Source organism: Polaromonas sp. YR568, from assembly GCF_943369675.1.
Taxonomy (GTDB): Bacteria; Pseudomonadota; Gammaproteobacteria; order Burkholderiales; family Burkholderiaceae_C; genus Polaromonas.
On the sequence record NZ_CALROB020000021.1, the window covers coordinates 67,109 to 86,204 of the forward strand.

Below are 19,096 nucleotides of genomic sequence, written 5' to 3' on the forward strand. Positions count from 1 at the left end.
GGCTCTGATGCGCGCCTGCAGGAGAGGAGAATTCGCCAGCAACCGGGACAAAGTGCATTGTGATTTTGCGGCCCAGCGGGGGCTAAAGAGATTTGGAAGCACGCGCTAGGCGCGCAACTGAGGATGGCCACTCATTATCCAAAGCTATATAAATCAAGCTACCGTCTGATAAGCTCCTACGCATGCGTTGAGCATCTCAAGCGAGTAAATCAAATGAATGTAGTTGAGTTTTTTGCGGGTGCCGGTGGTTTGGCAATCGGTGCGGAACGCGCAGGCTTCGAGCATGAAGTAGCGCTTGATTTTAATGCCGACGCTTGCAACACTCTTCGTCAAAATCACAAATGGAATGTGATTGAGCAAGATGTTGGAAGTTATCAGTTTGATGACCTGCCGCTTGAGCCAGATTTATTTGCCGGTGGCCCACCCTGTCAGCCGTTCTCTACAGCGGGTAAGCATGCGGCTGATAGCGATCCAAGAAATAGATTTCCAGACGTCATTAGGGCCATTCAACGATTGCGTCCTAAATCTTTCATTCTCGAAAATGTGAGCGGACTTTTGCGCAAGACATGGTCTGAGTACGTTAACTATTTAATCCATCAACTACAGGAGCCGGAGCTGCCTATCAGGAACTCTGAAAGTTGGTATGACCACAGTAGTCGGCTAGAGGACGCATATATTGGGCAAATCGATGTCCATCGACTACGGTACCAGGTGCATAAGCATCCTGTGAATGCTGCGGACTACGGGGTTCCACAGCAGAGGAAAAGGGTGATATTCATTGGATTTCGCGAGGATCTTGGTGTCCGGTGGGCTTTGCCTCCGGCGACTCACTCTGAAGAGTCCTTGCTTTACTCGAAATGGATTACCGGAGATTATTGGAGGGAGCATGGCCTTTCCCGCCCCATTTGTTCCGATATAGAGCTGAAAAAGACAATGCTCGCACTCGAACAACCTGAATTGCTAAAACGTGAGAGATGGAGGACAGTTCGGGACGTGTTGAGCGACTTGGGGGACCCGCAAATAGAGAATGGTCTTGGACGACGGCATGGACATGATTTCATTGCCGGCGCAAGGAGCTATGTTGGCCACACTGGTAGTGCTCTAGATTACCCTGCGAAGACAATCAAAGCAGGAGTGAACGGGATTGGCGGTGGAGAGAACATGCTATTACGTGAGGACGGATCCGTCAGGTACTTTACGAAGCTCGAGATGCTGCGCTTGCAAACATTCCCAGACGATTATCAACTCGCGGGGACGAGATCTTCAGTAATTAAACAATTGGGGAATGCAGTGCCACCGCATCTCGCATTCTTGCTGACCAATAGCATTAAATTCGCACTTCAACGCAGCGTAAGTTGACCGTCTGTTTCATTCGAAGGTTGGTCAAAGTAATGTTTTGGTAGATCATAAAGTTCTAGCTCTTCGCGGCTCCACAGAATGTGTCCTCGAGGTAGTCGCTGGCCAATTGCAGAAACTGTTTTAACCACAAAAAGATCAGATAAAACTGCGTACTCTGAGGGAAGCGTCTCGTAATTTAAAGCAAACTGGCTTAGTGGCCAAGGATCAACCTCAAACTGAAAATCGGTTTTTTGCACTAGCGCATGCCGCAAAGGTTCAGATCTATTGTCATCGACCTTCGTAGAAGTTTGCTGCCAAGTTTGATAAGGCAGTGCAAGCGTTGTATGAGTCGAGATCGTGGTAACTTTTCGGGACCTTAATGCGCTGTAGAGCTGGGGCCAGAACAAGCCGTATTTCTCAATTTCGGGAAATTGAAGAAAAACGTTGTGGATTCCGTCAATGACCACGCAAGTATATGGATCTGCATTCAGTTCCGCTGCGTCGAGCTCCCACTCAATACGATTGAACAGATCGTGAGGACGTAGATGGCCTGGGTACAGATGTATGACCTCCAGCCGAGGAGGAGGACCAGAAACTGCTAGCTTTTCACGTCGGTACTCGTTTTGCTGAATCACCCGTAGCCGACGTAGCAAATGCTCGTAGTAGTCGGCAGGATATAAAAAAGAAACGACCAAAACACGCTGACGAGTGGGGGGGGTTTTCAGGCTGCTTTCTATTGACGCCGCTTTAAAACTTGGTGATATCGCTAGCTTCATTGCCAACGCAGCCTTGCCACCAGAGCCTTGACCATTTATGAATACATGAGAGCCTTCATAAATCGAAACAGAACTCGGGCTGTCGACGTAGCTTGCATTTTTCCCGGCATTCGCTGTGTCTGGAGTGGTGATTAGTTGCATCAATTCACCAATACTTTTAAGAGAACGCGCGCGACAAAGGCCGGGCAATACTTGAGTGGTGTCCGGTAGGCGAGGTCTCCAATGGGACTGCTTCTCTAGTTGGTAATTGATCTGTGGAGACAGACGAACACCCTTCATCCCTCCTATTTGTAGCCCATGAGTTCCGCCGGCACACAACTGATGGCGCGCTTTGGTAAGAGTGAACCGTCGATCTGGTTTTTGACCGTATTCGTCCGTAGATTCGTGAGAGAGTCGAATTGCTACATCGACCAAATAATCCAAGGTTGAATCACCGGCCCAAGCCGTGCCAGTCGTCAGGATGACTAAGGCGTGGAGACTTCTCAGCTTCTCTACCAACTGATAAAGGCGTATTAGTCGACTCGTTTTCTCGGAGTCATCTGATCTCGCGCTGGAAAACTCCACAGCGAATAGATCGTGAAGACCATCAAGTACAACGATTGAGTCGCATGGTCGAGGTATGTAGAACGACGCATTGGTTGTATCTGCCTCGGCATCATTCGCCAGCTCTTGAGCAAGCGCCATAAGACCTTCTTCAATTTCATCCAGTGTTCGAAACCCCTTTCCGGAGGGCAAATCAAATTTTCTAAAAAGGATGTAATCCCGAAAGTCACTGGGAAAAAAGCTAAGCCTTGCGACTTGGTCAGGCATTAAACCGTTGACGCGGTCGACTAAATCTTTTTTAATTTCTTCTGCTGTCAAAAACCAACTTGTGATGCCAAAAGGAGCGAGGTAGGCGGCGAACGCCAATGCAAAAGAAGTTTTCCCTGCTCCTGGACCGCCGTGAATTGCCATCACCAACCCTTGGCGGCCAGAGAATTTCAGCCCTCCCTTAAAAACAATATCGGCGCCGCGCAACGGTATTGGTAATCCCCAAAGCTCGTTGACAATCTCGCCGGCCTCTGGGAGATTGTTTAGTCGATTCGGTCTGGTAAATTCAAATTTATACGAACGTTTTTTCTTGCCGTGTTTGTCAATTGCTTCAGAGTTTGATTGGGGCGAGAGGGGGGCAAGTTGAGTCGCACTCAGATACGAGATGCACTCCTCTTCTGATTGAAAGCGGAGAAACAGAATTTTCCGCATCGCCAAATGATGTCTGATAAGCCCATCGACATTGCCACGACTACCCGGAGGTAGTTTGTCGTCTCCGCGTGATAAATAGCGCTCACGAAAAGAGGTCCAAATATGCGAAAGAGATTCCTCAATTGCCAGGACCGAGAAACTAGAAGGATTTCCCTTTCCATCTAGGTCCGGTACCAATTCGAATGCTCGGAATAGGTAGTTTCGGCATGCCACCAGAGCGTAAGCGCGTGTCCCCGGGGTATCAGGTACTGTGAGGTAATCGTAAATTATCGACAGTGGTGATTTAATAAAGCAGGTAACCGGCTCCGTCGCTCCATCGGCCCTAGTACCTAATTCAACAAACTCTTTAAAGGAGTCAATAATCAGCGCGCTGATCCTTGTGGCGTCTTCTTGGACATACTTTTTCTGAGCTGGAGGAATCTGCTTTTCGCCTAGTGCGTCATGAGGCCAGCCGACTGATTGTTGTTCCTCAAACGCATTCCGCAATTCGGGAGGTATGGAGGATTTACTGCGGAGGCTACGGGTTGCAAGAGGGGCCATACCCGCAGGAGCCTCCACAAGATGGCGATTTTGCCCTTCCTTATTTAAAACGCTTAACCAGCAAAAATGGCGATTGATTTGCTGGTGATCAATTTTTGCAAGTGGCTGGCCACTTTTGCAATGGGCAATGACATACCGTTGCGCGCGCATTGTGCTGCACACTAACCCATCAATGATGTCCGAGTACGGATAGCCTATTTTTTCACTACTCGGAGGCTTGGTGGAGTGATTCGAATTAAGCTTCGGCATATAGAGGCTTCCGGGCGACGCGATTGTAAGTTTGTCCACGTCTAGCCCGCAGCGCAGCCAACTTGCTCACATCCTCAATGAAGCCAGTTTGCTTAGACGCTTCAAGAACCGCTGGAAAATTTGTGCGCCGAGGTCTTTCAGATCCACGTGAAATTCGTGCGGTCATTTCAGCCCCTGGAGCAGTTGCATTTAAACAATCAGCAGATCGGCTCCTTCTAAGTTCATCTGCAAGAGCATGTTTCCCCAAAAAATCGTGCAAGCCGGCCAAACAAATGGGATTGCACCAAAGCTTACTAATAATCTGTGACATTAGCGCATCAAAAAGGGGCAAGAAAGCGACCTTTAGGCCAACGTATAAATGTTGAGTGTCGTAAAAGGCATGCAGGGCGTTCTTGCCAATCCCGGTCTCATTGGAAACCATCACGAGTTTTATTTTTAAAACTGTACTCATAGTTTCCAAGTCAAACACCGGTTCGATATCCGATAACGGATAGAGGGTTTGAACCACGTCGCCGTCGCCGACACCTTGAGCGACACGCCTATTGTCGAACTGGAAGACTGGGATGAGGAAACCGGGGAGAAGTTCTCCCGCTGGTAAAGAGAATCCTATTAGCGAAGGTTCATTTTCTTTTTGCATTAGAGATGAGCCCGCAATAATTTTGTATATTCAGAAATTAATACGCCATCGTACTCCGAGGTTGATCCTCGCGTCATTACGTACGGTGTTGGCTTGACGCCGTGCGCAGCAAGAAGAGTCATGTACATGTTGCTCTGCATTAGGCTTTCCGGAATTACAACCTCTAATATTTTTGTTTTTGTTAGGTCGATAACTTCCTGGAACTGAATTTCAATTGAAGATTTTCGGTCATCGAGAGGTGAGTTTGCGGTGCTGCGAATCATGTTGATGTAGTTGTCAACCTCGAATTCGGCAGGATCGTGACTTATGGTCGATAAAGGCTTGTCGTTACTGTAATTCTCATTAGTTTCAAAGAAGGTCGCGACGGTTTTTTGCGCTGCATCGATTTTGTCGCCAAGGAAGAAATCCATGACAGACATCCTCTCATGGATGAATGGCGAATACATTTTTTCAAAAGCGGCACCCGTATCAAAAGGAAAAATTCTCCTGATAGGGTGATTGGCAGGATCAAAGGCTATAACTAAAGCGACGGGCAACGTTGCACCATTTTTCGATGGAGAGTTAATACGAGGCCTATAAGCGGCGCGACCATAGAAGAAGAAGCTTAGCGGTTCATCGGCATCAAGCAGCGAGCTGAAATGCCTGCAGTTTCTTGCCTCGATCTTGTTGGACGTTAGTATTTCCCTTGCTCCAAGCGCATCAGTCATATGAACTAAAGGAAGAAGTTTAGGTAGTGGCGGTGAAGCCTGCTCTACAAAGTCCTTGAACGTACGTGCGGCTGTTTTAGCGGGCGTGACAAGCGGCGGCTTCGGCATGGTATTTATGGAGATCACTCTTTGTTAAGCATCATTTTTGACGGTCGAATGACTGATGGTGTTAGTGCAAGCGTAATTTAGGCTCTAACAATTTGTGACAACCATCATGACTTCGAATTCCGCGCAGCGCTAGGGTGGTTCTGCTGGGAGGGGGCGTTTTAACACCTGCATTTGGACGAATTTATGTGTGAATATTCACCAAAACCCCCGCCGCAGTACGACTTCTCCGCTTTCCCCCTCCTCCCTTGTCCTACGCCGCTACTCAAGCGGCGGGCTTACGGTGACCCTTTGGCTACAAGGAGAAGCACATGAACCGGCACCAGGACTTCAACACCTTCATGAAGGCGCGCCAGCATGCGGCGCGCGCATATGTCAGCGGCAACGCGACGCCGCTGGCGCGTGTGGTCGCGCTGGAATCGCAGGCGACCTTTATGGGGCCGGGTGGCGGGGCGGTGCAGGGGCCGGATGCGGTGTGGTCGCGTTATGAGAGCGATGCGCGGCTGTTTGAGCCCGGCAGCACCAGCGAATTCGAGATCCTGGACATGGCGGCGGGCGACACCGTTGCCTACTGGACGGGCTACCAGAAGGCGCAGGCCTGCATGAAGGGCAAACCTGAGGCGGTGCCTATGACGCTGCGGGTGACGGAAGTGTTCCGGCTGGAGGGCGAAGCGTGGAAGCTGGTGCATCGCCATGCGGACATGCTGGTGAATTAACCCCCACGCTTTTCACTTCGTGTCACACGCTGCCCCCAGAGGGGGCGGCTGCGCCTGCGGCCCGGCAAAGCCGGTTCCGCGGCCCTTGCTGGGTTGACAGTCCCCTGTATTGAGTTAGCGCGCGGGGCATCGCCATTGCCACGCGCCCATAAAAAACCCGGCATCAGCCGGGTTGAGTGCGGGAGCGTCAAGGCGCCTGCTTTTTGTTTGTTCTGGTTTTCGTTTCTTCTTCTTCCTGCCTTCTTCTATCTCTTCAAACAGTTGATCTTCTTCAGCGCTTGCCGGTCAGCAGGCGGTAGACGATCAGCAGGACGATGGAGCCGAGCACGGCGGCGATAAAACCCGCCGTCTCGCCGTTCTGGTACCAGCCCATGGCGGCGCCCACATAGGTGGCGATAAAGGAGCCGGCGATACCGATGAGCACGGTGATGATGAAGCCGGCGGGGTCGCGGCCTGGCATCAGGAATTTGGCGACGATGCCGACGATGAAGCCGATGAGGATGGTCCAGAGAATGGTCATGGGGTGTTTCCGGGTGGTGAAAGGGGTGGGTAACTGCTGTGCTCATGATGGCGGCGCCTGGGGGCCCGCTCTATCGGCGGGCATTCCGCCGGGCTGTAGGAGGAGGCAGATGAAGAAGGTGGCGATGGCTGCTGCCGCGGCGGCGGCGGCATGGGGCGCGGCTTGGCGGGCGGGCGCACAAACAGGGCCCTGGGCACCGAGAACACGTCAAGCACGCCGGTCTTGCCGTCGAGGAATTCACCGCCTATGCGCAGCGCCTCGGCGATCAGGGGCTGGATGTCATGCAGCCGCCCGGCCAGGCCGGGGGACATGCCGACAAAGGAATACAGGCAGAAATTCTCCTGCCGGATGATGGCGAACTCGCCCCGCATGACAAAGGCATAACACCAGGCGGCGCTGTGCTGCCGGGCGACGCACACCGGGATCAGCGAGGCTTTGGCGGCGTCGTCGATGGCCCAGGTGGGGTAGCAGCGCTCGCGCAGGCGGTCGTCTTCGGGGCAGATAAAGCGGTGCAGCATGCGCCGCACCTCGGGTGTCCAGTGCGCGTCAAACGTGGTGCGGGCAACGGGTCGGATCACAAATGCCATGGTGGGTGTCTCCTCCTCCTGGCCGGGCGCCTCGTGGTCATGTGCCCGGCCCGGGTCTGGCCGATCGCCGCGGGGCGCTTTTCCGTCGTGTTGGCTGGGTGCCTGGGGCGGAAGTGCGCTGCCGCGGTGGTTCCGGAAAAAAGGAAAGTGTGCATTCCATGTGTACACATTCTTTCTTGCCGGGGCCCAGCTTATGGGCACTGCCTGCCCTCCGGCGCACTATCGACAGTTCTTTGTCCGCAGGAAGACAGTGGCTTAAGTCCTTTTTCTAGGGCGGCTTTTGAGGGGGAATGAAAAGGTATGCATCTGGCCCGGGGGGATGCTCCGCTGGCGTCTTGCGCCTTCTCCCTCGGGGAGAAGGCGGGGATGAGGGGCGGCGGCACTTGATGGTCGCGGCGCCTGGTTGAGGCCGCTGGCCCTCACCCCTGCCCTCTCCCCGAGGGGAGAGGGAGTGAAAACGGGGAGAGGGTTATAGCGCGATGTGCTGCGGCCGCGCCTTGGCGCCGCCGGGGTCTTGCTCCTTCGCCCCCTCGGGGAGAAGGCAGGGATGAGGGGTAGCGGCGTTTGATGTGCGCGGCGTGCTTGTGCGAAAGCCGCTGCCCCCACCCCTGCCCTCCCCCAGCGGGGGAGGGAGTCAATCGGGAACCGAACCCCTACTTCCGGCTCACCACCACCGCACCGCCCGCGCCCTTGGCATCGGCGTTCTCGCCGCGCAGCAGGTTGTTGCTGCCGATGGCCAGGGTGAAGTTGTCGGCGTTGTAGTTGCCTTTGCCCTTCAGGTAGACCGGGTTGCTGGCGTTGAGGGTCACGGTGTTGCCCTGCACGGTGATGGCCGCGTCCTGCTGCACCTGCTTGGACTCGCCGCCGTTGACAAAGGCCAGCACCAGCACGCCGCGAAAGCCGCCGCCGCCCAGGCTTTGCGTCACGCGCAGGGTGCCGTTGGCGGTGTAGCCGGTGCTGGAGACGTAATCAACCAGCCATTCGCCCATCATCGGAAAGCCGCCGGCGGCCGGCGTGTTGCTGTGTGGCGTGGCTTGCGGGCGGGCCTGGTCGAACTGCTGCGTGCCTTGCGGCGCCGCCGCGGAGGCCTTGACGGCATCGCAACCCCAGGCGCGCACCTTGCAGCTGGAGCCGCCCCTGGCGCGGCACTCGGACATGGCGCGTGCCTGCGTGTTGGAACTGGTGCTGCCTGTGCCCCAGCCGTAGGCGTTGGAGCCCTTGGCCTGGTCGGCGGCGTAGGCGCCGCATTCGCCGGCAAAGCGCAGCACCACGGCGCAGTCGGGCCCGCATTCGCGCATGGAGCGCGCGTCGGCCTGCTCCATGCCGGGGTGGTTAAAGGAAAAGCCGTATTTCTCGCCCTGCAGCGAGTCGATGGCCAGCGCGCCTGCGGCCATGGCATGGCTGCCCGCGAAAACGAGGAGCGCGCCCAGGGCAAGCCTGGCGGCAAGGGATTTGATCGCAGAAAACATGGGTTCCCCTCCAGGGAGTTGTTGTTGTTGCCGCACAGGCCAGACCGGGCCTGCGCGTGCGTTTTGTAGTCCTTTAGTAGACAGGGGAATTATGGAGGGGACTGGGTGTTTTGGGTGGCGGTGTTTTCCTGGGCTGTGGGTTCACGCCATCCCCTCCCCAGCGGGGGAGGGAGCAAGAAGAGGCGCTGCGGTTTTGCGCCTTCTCCCCTCGGGGAGAAGGCGGGGATGAGGGGCGGCGCTTGATGGTGCTGGGCGTATGCGAACGCCGCTGCCCCTCACCCTAACCCTCTCCCCTGGGGGGCGAGGGGATGGACCAGGGAGAAGATTTGGGAAAACTAGCCGCCAAACAAGCCCGTCATGAACTGCGTCGACTTCAGCCCCGTCCCCGTCAGCAACACCACCGTGGTTTCATTCGCCTTGATCGCGCCCGAGGCCTGCAAGACCTCCAGCGCGGCGGCGGCCGAGGAACTGGTCGGTTCTGCGTACAGGCCGGTGGCGGCCAGGCGGCGCACGGCGGCGGTGATCTGTTCTTCCGTCAGCGCGACCGTCCCGCCGCCGGATTCGCGTATCGCCTGGACCAGCTCGGCGAGGCGTATCGGCCGCTTGATGGCCGTGCCTTCGGCGATGGTCGGTTTGACGATGCGCTCCACCGGCGCGTCGCTGCCGGCCGTAAAGCTCGCGTCTATGGGCGAGCAGTTCAGCGGCTGGGCCGCGAAGAGTTTGGGCAGCTTGTGGATCTGGCCCGAGGCCACCAGTTCGCTGAAGCCGATGTGGCAGCCCAGCACGTTGCTGCCGGCGCCGGCCGGGATGATGATGTTGTCGGGCGCCTTGAAGCCCAGGTCTTCCCAGAGTTCATAGGCGATGGACTTGGTGCCCTGCAGGAAGAAGGGGTGCCAGTTGTGGCTGGCGTAGAAGATGTTTTCCGACTGGCGGATGGCTTCGTATTCGGACTCCTCGCGCGGGCCTTCGACGAGCTGCACCTCGGCGCCGAAAGCGCGTATCTGCGCGACCTTGGGGAGCGGCGTGTAGGCCGGCGCGAGGATCTTGACCTGGATACCGGCCGCGGCGCCGGCCGCCGCAATCGCCGCGCCGCCGTTGCCCGAGCTGTCTTCCAGGATGTGGCCAACGCCCAGCTGCTTGAGGAAAGACACCATCACGCTGGCGCCGCGGTCCTTGAAGCTGCTGGTGGGGTTGAACCATTCGAGCTTGAAGAAGGGCGAGAGAGTGCCCCAGGATTTCTGCACCAGCGGCGTGCAGCCTTCGCCCATGCTGGCGCTGCTGGCTATCGCCAGCGGCAGCGCGGCGCGGTAACGCCAGATGGAGCGCTCGCGGGTGTCGATGTCGTCGCGGCTGATGCCGGGCAGCGCGCCCAGCATCATGGGGTTGCCGTCGTCGGAGCGCCAGCGGCGGTCTGTCAGCGGGTAGTGTTTGCCGGTGCGGGGGTCTGTGTAGTGGGGCTGCATGGAGGCTTTCAGGCGCTTGAAATAAAGTCCAGATTCTGGATAATATATCCAATACTGGATAAATCATCAAACATTCCCGCGGCATTCCCTCAGGAGCCGGCTCCTTCCCCCGCTGGGGGAAGGTTGGGATGGGGGCCAGCGGCCTCCAAATCCACGCACACTGCGCTACGATGGCCAACCAGACAATTTGTCTGAATTCCGAAACCACCGCCATGCCCAAAAATTCCACGAAACTGGCCCCCAAGCCATCCGCGAAACCGGCAAGCCAGTCCTCGAACCAGCACCTGCTCGCCGAGCTGAAAAACATCGCCGAAGGCCTGGGCAAGACCTTCGCGCCGTTCTGCGAAGTGGTGGTGCACGACCTCACGCATCCCAAAAACGCCATCCTCTCGATTGAAAACAATTTGAGCGGCCGGCGTGTGGGCCAGCCCGCGACCGAGCTGGGCCTGGCGCGCATCCAGGACCCGGACTATCCGGCGGTGATCGCCAACTACGCCAACCAGTTCGCCGACGGCCGCAAGGTCAAAAGCACCTCGGTGGGCATACGCAACGAAGACGGCGAGTACGTCGCGGCGATCTGCCTGAACGTGGACCTCACGCTGTTCAACGGCTTCCAGGCGGCGATGTCGCAGTTCACCGCGATTGAAAGCAGCGCCGTGACGGAGACGCTGGACGCGGCCAACGCCGGCCGCATCCACCAGTGCATCGACGACTTCGCCGCCGCGCGCGCGACGACCTCGCGCTCGCTGCGGCCTTCAGACCGCAAGCAGCTGGTGCAGGATTTGAAGAAGGCCGGCTACCTGGAGATACGCCGCGGCGCGGAGATCGCGGCGGCGCACATGGGGGTGTCGCGGGCGACGGTGTACAGCGACGCGAAGTAGGTTTTGCGGGTGTTTGACGGCCGCTGGCCCTCACCCCAGCCCTCTCCCGGAGGGAGAGGGAGTAAAACCTCTGAATCCCCCTCCCCCCGGAGATAAAGTAAAAGCTCTTGGTCCCCTCTCCCTCTGGGAGAGGGTTAGGGTGAGGGCCGACGGCGCCACCTCGCCAGCCGAATGGCGGGATGGCAAGCGAAGAAATCCGGAGCCATTGCTATATAGTCATCAAGGACCGACGGCCGGAGACGCGCCCGTGCAAAAAAGAGCCCAAAGAAGCGCTGGAAAAATTCATACCGAGGAGTGAGGGACCATGGCAGACAACACACCGCCGCCTGAGGGGGGCTCCAGTTTTTTCGGAAAACTTCGCGACGTCCTGTTTGAGCCCGAAGTGGCGCCGGCCGCGCCGGGCGCGCCCGCCGGCACGGGAAAATCCGCCGCGCCGGCCCCGGCTTCACCGGCGCCGGCCGGCGCGGCCGCCGCGGCGGCCCGAAACCCGATGGTGGACCGCATGATGGAAGTCGTGATGGAAAAAACCACGGCCTACACGGCGCTGGTGGAGGCCGTCACGCCGCTGGAAGCCTTCATCCCCGACGAGGCCTCGCGCTACAAGGCCGCGTTCGGCATCGTGGGCAAAACCCGCACGCTGGAGCAGATCGTCCAGTCCATCGACATGCAGCACCTCCCCGCGCTGGAAGCCGAATCCCAGCGCTTTCACGGCCAGGCCAAAAACCAGCAGGACCTGCAGATCAACGCGCGCATCCGCGAGATCGACTCCCTGCGCGGCTCTGTGGCCAAGATGGATGAGGAGCGCACGCGCCTGCAGGAAAGGCTGGGGCAGATCCAGCAGGAAGTGGAAGGCGCCCACAAAAAAATCGCCGGCTTCGAAAATGAAATCGCGGCCAAGCGCGCGGAGATCGTGGAAGTCAACATCCGGTTTGAAAGCGCGCTGGCCGTGGTCAAGGCCCAGCTGGTGGAAGCCAGGGCCAAGGTCTTGCGCTACCTCGGCGCCTGACGCGGCCAACCTCTTCGATCCGTACACGCAGAACCAAAGGACAGAGCTGTGAACCTCATCCCACAGAATTTCAAACCCAAAACCTTCTGGGAGCGCCCCGAGGGCGTGACCGGCCAGATCTTCGGCGTCAGCCTGATCGCGGGCGCCGGCTTCCTGCTCTACAAGGCGCTGCCTTACATCATCACGCTGCTGCAGAACACCATCTATGCGGCGCTTCTGGGCGTCGCCGCGGTGGTGCTGGGCTTCATCATCACCGACAAGCGCTTCTGGCGCCTGGGCAAGTACCTGTACATGAGCCTGATGCGCAAGATCACGCAGGTCTTCGTGGAGATAGACCCCATAGGCATCATGAAGAACTATGTGGAAGAGCTGCAGGACAAGCTGGCCAACATGAACGCCCGCATCGCCAAGCTGTCCGGGATGATCCGCCAGTGCAAGGAAGAGATCGCCAACAACAACAAGTCGCGCGACGGCTCGCTGCGGCTGATGAGCGAGGCGAAAAAGCAGAACAAGACCATGGACGCGGCGCTGGCCTCGCGTGAGGTGGGCCGCATGAACGACGCCAACCTGACCTACCAGGACCTGCTGGCCAAGCTGGAACTGCTGTACCGCGTGCTGGCCAAGTACCAGGAGGTGTCCAACTTCCTCATCAAGGACATGCAAAGCGAGATCAAGGTCAAGGAGCGCAAGAAGGAGATGATGGACAACGCCTATTCGGCCATCAAGTCCGCGCAGGCCATCATCAACGGCGACCCCGACACCCGCGCCATGTTCGACATGGCCAATGAATACCTCGCGGCCGACTATGCGATGAAGATCGGCGAGATCGAGGATTTCGCGCGCATGTCCGACAGCTTCATGCGCTCGGTCGACCTGCAGAACGGCGTCTACGAGGGCGACGCGATGCAGATGCTGGCCGAATGGGAAAAGAACGCCGAATCCCTGGTGCTGGGCGACTCCAAGCGCCTGCTGATCGAGAACAACCCCGCGCCCGGCCTGCCGGTGAGCATCGTGAACAGCCCGCAGGGCGTGCCGGTGGAAGCGCGCGCCGACGGGGTGGACTGGTTCCAGAAAAACGCCGCCGGCAAAGAATAAGCCTCAACCCAAAACCCGGACTTAAAGACCATGGCCCTCAAACCCGTTCCCCGACTGATCCTGATTGTTGCCGTCGTAGGCGGCGCCGTGTACGGCGGCATGAAGTACCTCGATTCACGCGGCCCCGCAAGCCCGGCCGCCAGCGCCGGCGCGCAGCCTGGTGAGGCCCCGCCCGCCCCCGCGCCTGCCAAGGCCGTGGCTGTTGCACCCGCCGCTACGGGCGGCGGCGCCACCTTCCAGAGCATCGTGGACAAGGGCACGGTGCGCGTCAGCGTGCAGTCGCCGGCCAAGCCCTTTTATTACGTTGAAAACGGCAAGCCGCAGGGCTTCAACTACGAATTCCTGAAGGTGCTGTTCGCGCAGGCCGAGTTCACGCCCAGGGGCGGGCAGGTCAACATCGACACCGACCACACGGTGGACACCTACCCCGACGTGCCGGCCGCGCTGCTGAAGAACGACAACCGCGGCAATTCCACGGTGGACATCGCCATCGACGGCCTGACCTTCACCGACGAGGACCTGCCGGGCGTGGTGTATTCCATCCCGTACGTGGAGGACTTCGGTTATGCCCTGATCACGCCGCGCACCTCGTCCATCCGGAGCGTGGAAGACGTGGACGGCTTGACGCTCGGCATCCTCAAGGGCGACCCGGATGTCAAGGCCTACGCCGCGCGCCAGTTCCCGAAAGCGCGCCTGGTCGAGTTGAGCGACGAGTCCATCAACGGCGAGCGCACCTGGATCCAGAACTTCATCAAGAAGGGCCAGGTCGACGCGATCATCTACGACTACCCCTTCGGCGTGGCCGAGATCCGCGGGACCGACCTGCAGTTTGCCGTGTCCAAGCTGCCGGGCTCCAACATCAAGTACAAGATCGGCGTGCGCAAGGCGGACGGCCAGCTGCTGGAGAACATCAACATCGCCATCCGCAAGGTGAAAGCCCTGCCCGAATACGGCGAGCTGGTGAAGAAATACTTCACGAGCGCCAACCTGGCCAAGGTGAAAAGCGCCGACAAGACGGAAACCGTCTACGTCGTGAAAGCCGGCGACACGCTGTCCAAAATCGCCGCCGCCACGCTGGGCAACAACATGCGCTTCGGCGAGATCGAGTCGCGCAACAACCTGCCGAACCCGAACCTGATCCACGTCGGCCAGCGGCTGGTGATCCCCAAGGGCTGAGGCCGCGCCTCTTGAATTCCCTCCCCCTGGCAGAGGGGCAGGGGGAGGGCCGGCGGCCTCAGCCCTCCCCAATACGTTTGGCCGTCTGCCGCGTGGTCTTGAGCACCAGTTTCTGCACACGTTCCACCAGGGTCTTTGCGCCATGCGGCAAAGCGGGTGCGAGCGCATCGGCGGCGCCCTGCAGCGCGCCGGGAATCCTTTCGGCGACATCTTTCGCCGTGGCCAGCGCAAAGGCGGCGCCCATGCCCAGCTCCGCCGCCATCTGCCGCACATGGGCCTGCGCGACGGCGCCCGGGCGAGTCTCGCCACCTATGGCAAAGGCGAAGTCGCCGGAAAGCCCGGGATAGATGCGGGTGCACATCAGGTCGTAAAACGGTGTCAGGCGCACGCCCTGGCCGGGCGGCTGGTAGACCGAAAGGTTCTTGGCGTGGCCGTCGTTGTTGCCGGTGTAGAGGTTGAAGAACACCCAGCGCAGCAGGTTCAACAAGTCGACGGCGGGCACCGAACTGTACTGGCGTACCAGTTGCGCGCACCGCGCCAGGCCCGGGCCGCCTTCTTTTTCGTACTTTTTGTCCGACACCACCCCGCTGAGCTGGCACAGGTCGTACTGGATCAGGCGGCCCAGCCTGCCGTCTTCCTGAGGCACGCGGTCAAAGCGCTTGACGACGCAGGCGCGCGTGTGCGTCTCGTAAAACACCTCGGCCGTCGGCAGGCCGCAGCGCGCGGCGGCGAGCATGAGCAGGGTTTCGTTCGCGGCCGAATGCCAGACCTCGGGCAGGCGCCGGATGTCGGGTTTGAGGATGTGGCTGGACGGAGAGGTGCCGCGCGCCAGTTGCGGCACGCCGTCGGCAAAAATCGCGATGGAGGTCTTGTCCTGCGCGCCGGCCAGCGAGATGCGGGTTTCGCGGCCGCGGATGTCGATGGCCGCCGCCGACTTGCCGGCCAGGCGCTGGGCCAGGGCCTCCCAGCTGGTCGGCTCGTAATGCGGCGCCTCGGGCCTGGCGCCGGTGGGCAGGATGACAAAGCCCCCGGCCGTGTCGCCTGCCGTCTCCAGCAGCAAGCCGAACAGGGTCGACGCCTTGCGGCTGATCGCCAGGTAGCTGCGCAAATCGCCTTCGGGCAACAGGTTCTCAAAAAAAGCCTGCACGGCCGGAGCATTGCTGAGGCCCTTCGCCAGCGTGATGCCGGCCACCTGGGCGGGCTCCCGCCGCGCCAGCCATTCGGCCGAGTACTCGAAAGACAGCGGCGATGTGTCGTGGACCGAGCCGACCCGCTCTTCGTTGAAAAAAACGTCGAGGCGGGAAGGTGCGGAGGGGTTGGTGGTGGTGGTCATGCCTGGCCGCCTGCTTTGGGACGCACCACCACTTCCAGGCCCAGCAGGTTCAATACGTCGAGCACCTTTTGCAGCTGCACGGTCGGCTTGCCGCGCTCCAGCTCAATGACGAAGCGGTTGCCCGTGCCGCCCAGCCCCGCCACGTCGACCTGTTTGAGGGCCAGCCTGTGCCGCCGCTGGCGCACCAGCTCGCCCAGGTCGGCGGCGGACCTGACGATGGCGCCTTGTGGGATCGACAAATTACCGATCGGGATGTTTTCTTCAACGGAAGGCATAGGCAGACCCAATAGTTACCGATCGGTAAGTTTAGGGGTCATTCCCTGCACCTGTCAATCAAAAGTTACCTATCGGTAACTTTCAGGTCACCGTCCCTAGCCAATCAAGCGCGGCAGCCAGGTCGCAATCGCCGGAATCCAGAACACGGCGGCCAGCAGGATCAGGCTCATCGCCACATAGGGAATCACGGCCATGAAGATGTGCGCCATGCTGACGGAAGGCGGCGCCACGCCGCGCATGGTCATCAGCAGCAGGCCGTGCGGTGGCAGCAAGAGGCCCAGCTGCATGCAGATCAAAAACATCACGCCGAACCAGATCGGGTCTATGCCCAGGGCCTGCACCACGGGCATGAAGATGGGCAGGGTGATCATCATCATGCTGACCTGGTCGACGAAGATGCCCAGGAAGATCAGCATCAGCATCATGCCGACCACGATCATGTTGGTCGACAGGCCCTGGCCGGTGATGTACTGCACCAGGCCGCTGCTGGCGCCCGAGAAGGACAGGATCTGCGCGAAGGTGGTGGCGCCCAGGATGATGAACAGAATCATGCCCGAGATGCCGGCCGTGCCCTTCAGCGCCTTGAGCACCGCGTCCACCGTCAGCACGCGGTAGCACAGCGCCAGCAGCATGGTGGCGAAGGCGCCCAGCGCGGCGCATTCGGTGGGCGTGGCCCAGCCGGCGGCCAGCGCGCCCACCACCACGCCGAAGATGGACAGCGTGGGCAGCACGTAGCCGAAGAACAAACTCCAGCGCGCCCAGCCGCGGTGCTGCACCTCGCCTTCCTTGTCGGGCGGGGCCAGTTCCGGGCTGATGCTGACGCGCAAAACAATCCACAGCACAAAGGCGATGGACAGGATCACGCCGGGCAGCACGCCGCCTATCAGCAGCTTGGAAATCGAGATGCCCGAGAGCGAACCCAGCAGCACGGTGAGCGCCGAGGGCGGGATCAGCATGTCGACCGCGCCTATGGCCATGATGGGGCCGGCGGCAATCGTCGGGTGGTAGCCGCGCGAAAGCATCACGGGCAGCATCAGCGAGCCCAGCATGGCGGTGGTGGCGATGGTGGAGCCCGAGATCGCCGAGAACACCGTGCCGGCGACGACGGCCACCACGGCCAGGCGCCCGGGCACACGTTTGATCAGGCGCTCCACGCCTTCGATCACCTTGAGCGCCAGGCCGGTGTGGAAGAGGATCTCGCCCATCAGCACGAACAGCGGAATCGGCGTGAGCGAAAACGCGGTGACGGAACTGACGCTGCTGCGCGCGAGCTGCGCGAGACCCGGCTCGCCGCCCATGTACAGCCAGGCGCCGATGATGTTGATGGCGATAAAGGTCAGCGCCACCGGCATGCCGATGAACAGCAGCACGGTGGACCCGCCCAGCATCAGCCAGGCGGCTATGCCCCAGCTGCTCATGCCGCGCTCACCGCGTCATGGCGCGGTCCGCGCACACCGCGCTGCAACCGGATCATGCGAAAAATCATTTCAATGGCCAGTAAAACAAAGACAAGGGGCAAGGGCGCCAGCGCCCACCATTCGGGCGTGACCAGGGTCTTGATGTTGACGGCGCCCGACTGGTAGCTGGACCAGGCCGCCTGCGTGCCGTACCAGGCGATCACCACGCAGCAGGCCAGGCCTATCAGGTCGCCGACCCATTCGAAACACCAGGCGAGCTGCGGCGGCAGGGCCTGCAGCACGATGTCGACGCGGATGTGCTGGCCCTGGCGCAGCAGCCAGGGCGCGACGCACATGGTGATGAGGTAGAGCATCAGCTCGGAGATTTCATTGCTCCACGCCAGGCCTTGCGGCAGGCCGGGGATGGCCAGGTTGCGCAGGGCCACGTCGGCCACGATGATGAGCATCATGGCCAGCAGGATGGCGCAGCCCAGCAGGGACAGGCCCGCCAGGAAGCGGCCGTAGGCGTTGGAGAGCCGGTCAATCACGGCTTACTTCGAGAACAGGGCTTTGAAGCGCGGCGCGATCTCGGGGCTTTGCTTGACGGCGCCGGCCCAGCCGATGTCATAGGCCTTGTCGCGGAAGGCCTTGGAGGTAGCGGCGTCGAACTTGATGGTCTGGATGCCGGCTTTTTCCTGGCGCGCGGTTTCATCCGTCGTGTACTTGGCCCAGAAGGTGTTCTCGGCTTCCAGCGCGAGCAATTGCTTCTGCAGGTAGTTGCGCTGCGCGTCGGTGAGTTTTTTGTACGCGGGCAGGTTCATGATCAGCGAGACCTCGGCGTCGTAAAAGCCCGGGTCGACGCGGAACTTGGTTTTCTCCTGCCAGTTCAAATCAAAGATGCCGCCAATCGGCCAGCCGTAGCCGTCGACCACGCCGCGTTCCAGCGCGGTGTAGACCTCGCCGGGCGGCGTGGTGATGACGTTGGCGTTGAGCGCCTGGAAGAAGTCGCGGTACACCGGTGTGATGCGGATCTTCTGGCCGGTCAGGTCGGGCTTGTCGATCTTCTTGTTGGTGTAGATGTGGAAGGGCTGGTTCTCGACCATGCGGGCCAGGTACTGCATGTTGCCCTTCTCGTTCCAGACCTTGTTGATCGCGTCGAAGGCGCCGTTCTTGCGCTGCTCGGCGACCGGGATCTGCGTGAGCTTGAGGAAGTCGGCCTCGGGCATGACGTTGGTGTAGAAGGCGCCGGTGTTCAGCGCCATGTCGACCACGCCGGTTTTCACCGCATTGCCGGCCTCAAAGGTCGGGATGGCCTTGGGGCCGCCCAGGAAGTTGATCTGCAGCACGCCCTTGCCTTCGGCATTGACCTTGGTGATCCAGGGCTGCAGGCGCTGCACGTAGATGCCGTTTTCGGCAAAGGCGCTGACCAGCCGCAGCGTGACTTCCTGCGCCAGCGCGCCGGCGGAAAAACCGGCGATCAGCAGCAGGGCCAGCGTGGGTTTGAGGGCTTTTATCGTGGGGCGTTTCATGGGGCTGTCTCCTTATGGTTGGAATCGATGATCGTTGGGCGGCTGTGTTGCGTC

The 19,096-nt window shown here is 59.7% G+C and carries 18 protein-coding genes; 6 read left to right on the forward strand and 12 right to left on the reverse strand.

Annotation, left to right across the window (positions count from 1 at the left end; all coding sequences use genetic code 11):
* Nucleotides 1–213: 213 nt before the first annotated feature.
* Entirely contained in the window at nt 214–1,359 is a 1,146-nt protein-coding gene (locus tag ACLV8F_RS13155) for a DNA cytosine methyltransferase (protein ID WP_411884661.1), read from the forward strand.
* On the opposite strand, the gene ACLV8F_RS13160 is transcribed toward ACLV8F_RS13155, so the two are convergent.
* The 3 genes from ACLV8F_RS13160 to ACLV8F_RS13170 are packed head-to-tail and all read right to left on the reverse strand — an operon-like array spanning nt 1,341 to nt 5,597.
* On the reverse strand, nt 1,341–4,145 hold the full coding sequence (locus ACLV8F_RS13160; RefSeq protein ID WP_411884662.1) for a hypothetical protein: 2,805 nt from the start codon (nt 4,143–4,145) through the stop codon (nt 1,341–1,343). The two genes, ACLV8F_RS13155 and ACLV8F_RS13160, sit on opposite strands and share 19 nt — an antisense overlap.
* Complete coding sequence (locus tag ACLV8F_RS13165; RefSeq protein ID WP_411884663.1) at nt 4,132–4,782, reverse strand: hypothetical protein; 651 nt, start codon at nt 4,780–4,782, stop codon at nt 4,132–4,134. The genes ACLV8F_RS13160 and ACLV8F_RS13165 overlap by 14 nt, the downstream gene beginning before the upstream one ends.
* Complete coding sequence (locus tag ACLV8F_RS13170; protein ID WP_411884664.1) at nt 4,782–5,597, reverse strand: hypothetical protein; 816 nt, start codon at nt 5,595–5,597, stop codon at nt 4,782–4,784. The genes ACLV8F_RS13165 and ACLV8F_RS13170 overlap by 1 nt, the downstream gene beginning before the upstream one ends.
* A gap of 308 nt (nt 5,598–5,905) precedes the next feature.
* On the opposite strand from ACLV8F_RS13170, the gene ACLV8F_RS13175 reads away from it, so the two are divergent.
* Nucleotides 5,906–6,310 carry a YybH family protein gene (locus ACLV8F_RS13175; protein WP_411884665.1) on the forward strand — a complete coding sequence of 135 codons (405 nt, stop codon included), beginning with the start codon at nt 5,906–5,908 and terminating at the stop codon, nt 6,308–6,310.
* Between the two features lie 271 nt (nt 6,311–6,581).
* Here the strand turns inward: ACLV8F_RS13175 and ACLV8F_RS13180 are convergent, their stop codons facing one another.
* The 4 genes from ACLV8F_RS13180 to ACLV8F_RS13195 all read right to left on the reverse strand — a co-directional run bounded on the left by ACLV8F_RS13180 (nt 6,582) and on the right by ACLV8F_RS13195 (nt 10,349).
* A complete protein-coding gene (locus ACLV8F_RS13180; RefSeq protein WP_411884666.1) occupies nt 6,582–6,830 on the reverse strand; it encodes a GlsB/YeaQ/YmgE family stress response membrane protein in 249 nt (82 codons plus the stop codon).
* Nucleotides 6,827–7,417 (reverse strand): hypothetical protein, encoded by a 591-nt coding sequence (locus ACLV8F_RS13185; RefSeq protein ID WP_411884667.1) that lies wholly within the window; start codon nt 7,415–7,417, stop codon nt 6,827–6,829. The genes ACLV8F_RS13180 and ACLV8F_RS13185 overlap by 4 nt, the downstream gene beginning before the upstream one ends.
* Before the next feature lie 653 nt (nt 7,418–8,070).
* On the reverse strand, nt 8,071–8,886 hold the full coding sequence (locus ACLV8F_RS13190) for a DUF4189 domain-containing protein (protein ID WP_411884668.1): 816 nt from the start codon (nt 8,884–8,886) through the stop codon (nt 8,071–8,073).
* A gap of 335 nt (nt 8,887–9,221) precedes the next feature.
* A complete protein-coding gene (locus tag ACLV8F_RS13195) occupies nt 9,222–10,349 on the reverse strand; it encodes a threonine synthase (RefSeq protein ID WP_411884669.1) in 1,128 nt (375 codons plus the stop codon).
* Nucleotides 10,350–10,561: 212 nt separating this feature from the next.
* Between ACLV8F_RS13195 and ACLV8F_RS13200 the strand changes: the two genes are divergently transcribed.
* From ACLV8F_RS13200 to ACLV8F_RS13215, 4 genes are all read left to right on the forward strand, one after another.
* Complete coding sequence (locus tag ACLV8F_RS13200) at nt 10,562–11,230, forward strand: transcriptional regulator (protein ID WP_411884670.1); 669 nt, start codon at nt 10,562–10,564, stop codon at nt 11,228–11,230.
* Nucleotides 11,231–11,534: 304 nt separating this feature from the next.
* Nucleotides 11,535–12,236 carry a hypothetical protein gene (locus ACLV8F_RS13205; protein WP_411884671.1) on the forward strand — a complete coding sequence of 234 codons (702 nt, stop codon included), beginning with the start codon at nt 11,535–11,537 and terminating at the stop codon, nt 12,234–12,236.
* Nucleotides 12,237–12,284: 48 nt separating this feature from the next.
* Complete coding sequence (locus tag ACLV8F_RS13210; RefSeq protein WP_411884672.1) at nt 12,285–13,331, forward strand: hypothetical protein; 1,047 nt, start codon at nt 12,285–12,287, stop codon at nt 13,329–13,331.
* Between the two features lie 30 nt (nt 13,332–13,361).
* Nucleotides 13,362–14,507, forward strand: a complete 1,146-nt coding sequence (locus ACLV8F_RS13215) for a transporter substrate-binding domain-containing protein (RefSeq protein WP_411884673.1) — start codon at nt 13,362–13,364, stop codon at nt 14,505–14,507.
* Between the two features lie 58 nt (nt 14,508–14,565).
* On the opposite strand, the gene ACLV8F_RS13220 is transcribed toward ACLV8F_RS13215, so the two are convergent.
* The 5 genes from ACLV8F_RS13220 to dctP all read right to left on the reverse strand — a co-directional run bounded on the left by ACLV8F_RS13220 (nt 14,566) and on the right by dctP (nt 19,042).
* Nucleotides 14,566–15,840 (reverse strand): type II toxin-antitoxin system HipA family toxin, encoded by a 1,275-nt coding sequence (locus ACLV8F_RS13220; RefSeq protein WP_411884674.1) that lies wholly within the window; start codon nt 15,838–15,840, stop codon nt 14,566–14,568.
* Nucleotides 15,837–16,115, reverse strand: coding sequence for a transcriptional regulator (locus ACLV8F_RS13225; protein WP_411884675.1), 279 nt, complete (start codon nt 16,113–16,115; stop codon nt 15,837–15,839). Before ACLV8F_RS13225 ends, ACLV8F_RS13220 begins: the two co-directional genes overlap by 4 nt.
* A 96-nt stretch (nt 16,116–16,211) precedes the next feature.
* Nucleotides 16,212–17,534: a TRAP transporter large permease gene (locus tag ACLV8F_RS13230; RefSeq protein ID WP_411884676.1), complete on the reverse strand. Its 1,323-nt coding sequence runs from the start codon at nt 17,532–17,534 to the stop codon at nt 16,212–16,214.
* A complete protein-coding gene (locus tag ACLV8F_RS13235) occupies nt 17,531–18,061 on the reverse strand; it encodes a TRAP transporter small permease (RefSeq protein ID WP_411884677.1) in 531 nt (176 codons plus the stop codon). The genes ACLV8F_RS13230 and ACLV8F_RS13235 overlap by 4 nt, the downstream gene beginning before the upstream one ends.
* Nucleotides 18,062–18,064: 3 nt before the next feature.
* Nucleotides 18,065–19,042, reverse strand: coding sequence for a TRAP transporter substrate-binding protein DctP (gene dctP / locus ACLV8F_RS13240; RefSeq protein ID WP_411884678.1), 978 nt, complete (start codon nt 19,040–19,042; stop codon nt 18,065–18,067).
* Nucleotides 19,043–19,096 lie beyond the last annotated feature (54 nt).

What these genes read in the sequence shown, in the direction of transcription:
- ACLV8F_RS13155 (WP_411884661.1), top strand. Translation starts at nt 214, where the DNA reads ATGAATGTAGTTGAGTTTTTTGCGGGTGCCGGTGGTTTGGCAATCGGT.
- ACLV8F_RS13160 (WP_411884662.1), bottom strand. Translation starts at nt 4,145, where the DNA reads ATGCCGAAGCTTAATTCGAATCACTCCACCAAGCCTCCGAGTAGTGAA.
- ACLV8F_RS13165 (WP_411884663.1), bottom strand. Translation starts at nt 4,782, where the DNA reads ATGCAAAAAGAAAATGAACCTTCGCTAATAGGATTCTCTTTACCAGCG.
- ACLV8F_RS13170 (WP_411884664.1), bottom strand. Translation starts at nt 5,597, where the DNA reads ATGCCGAAGCCGCCGCTTGTCACGCCCGCTAAAACAGCCGCACGTACG.
- ACLV8F_RS13175 (WP_411884665.1), top strand. Translation starts at nt 5,906, where the DNA reads ATGAACCGGCACCAGGACTTCAACACCTTCATGAAGGCGCGCCAGCAT.
- ACLV8F_RS13180 (WP_411884666.1), bottom strand. Translation starts at nt 6,830, where the DNA reads ATGACCATTCTCTGGACCATCCTCATCGGCTTCATCGTCGGCATCGTC.
- ACLV8F_RS13185 (WP_411884667.1), bottom strand. Translation starts at nt 7,417, where the DNA reads ATGGCATTTGTGATCCGACCCGTTGCCCGCACCACGTTTGACGCGCAC.
- ACLV8F_RS13190 (WP_411884668.1), bottom strand. Translation starts at nt 8,886, where the DNA reads ATGTTTTCTGCGATCAAATCCCTTGCCGCCAGGCTTGCCCTGGGCGCG.
- ACLV8F_RS13195 (WP_411884669.1), bottom strand. Translation starts at nt 10,349, where the DNA reads ATGCAGCCCCACTACACAGACCCCCGCACCGGCAAACACTACCCGCTG.
- ACLV8F_RS13200 (WP_411884670.1), top strand. Translation starts at nt 10,562, where the DNA reads ATGCCCAAAAATTCCACGAAACTGGCCCCCAAGCCATCCGCGAAACCG.
- ACLV8F_RS13205 (WP_411884671.1), top strand. Translation starts at nt 11,535, where the DNA reads ATGGCAGACAACACACCGCCGCCTGAGGGGGGCTCCAGTTTTTTCGGA.
- ACLV8F_RS13215 (WP_411884673.1), top strand. Translation starts at nt 13,362, where the DNA reads ATGGCCCTCAAACCCGTTCCCCGACTGATCCTGATTGTTGCCGTCGTA.
- ACLV8F_RS13220 (WP_411884674.1), bottom strand. Translation starts at nt 15,840, where the DNA reads ATGACCACCACCACCAACCCCTCCGCACCTTCCCGCCTCGACGTTTTT.
- ACLV8F_RS13225 (WP_411884675.1), bottom strand. Translation starts at nt 16,115, where the DNA reads ATGCCTTCCGTTGAAGAAAACATCCCGATCGGTAATTTGTCGATCCCA.
- ACLV8F_RS13230 (WP_411884676.1), bottom strand. Translation starts at nt 17,534, where the DNA reads ATGAGCAGCTGGGGCATAGCCGCCTGGCTGATGCTGGGCGGGTCCACC.
- dctP (WP_411884678.1), bottom strand. Translation starts at nt 19,042, where the DNA reads ATGAAACGCCCCACGATAAAAGCCCTCAAACCCACGCTGGCCCTGCTG.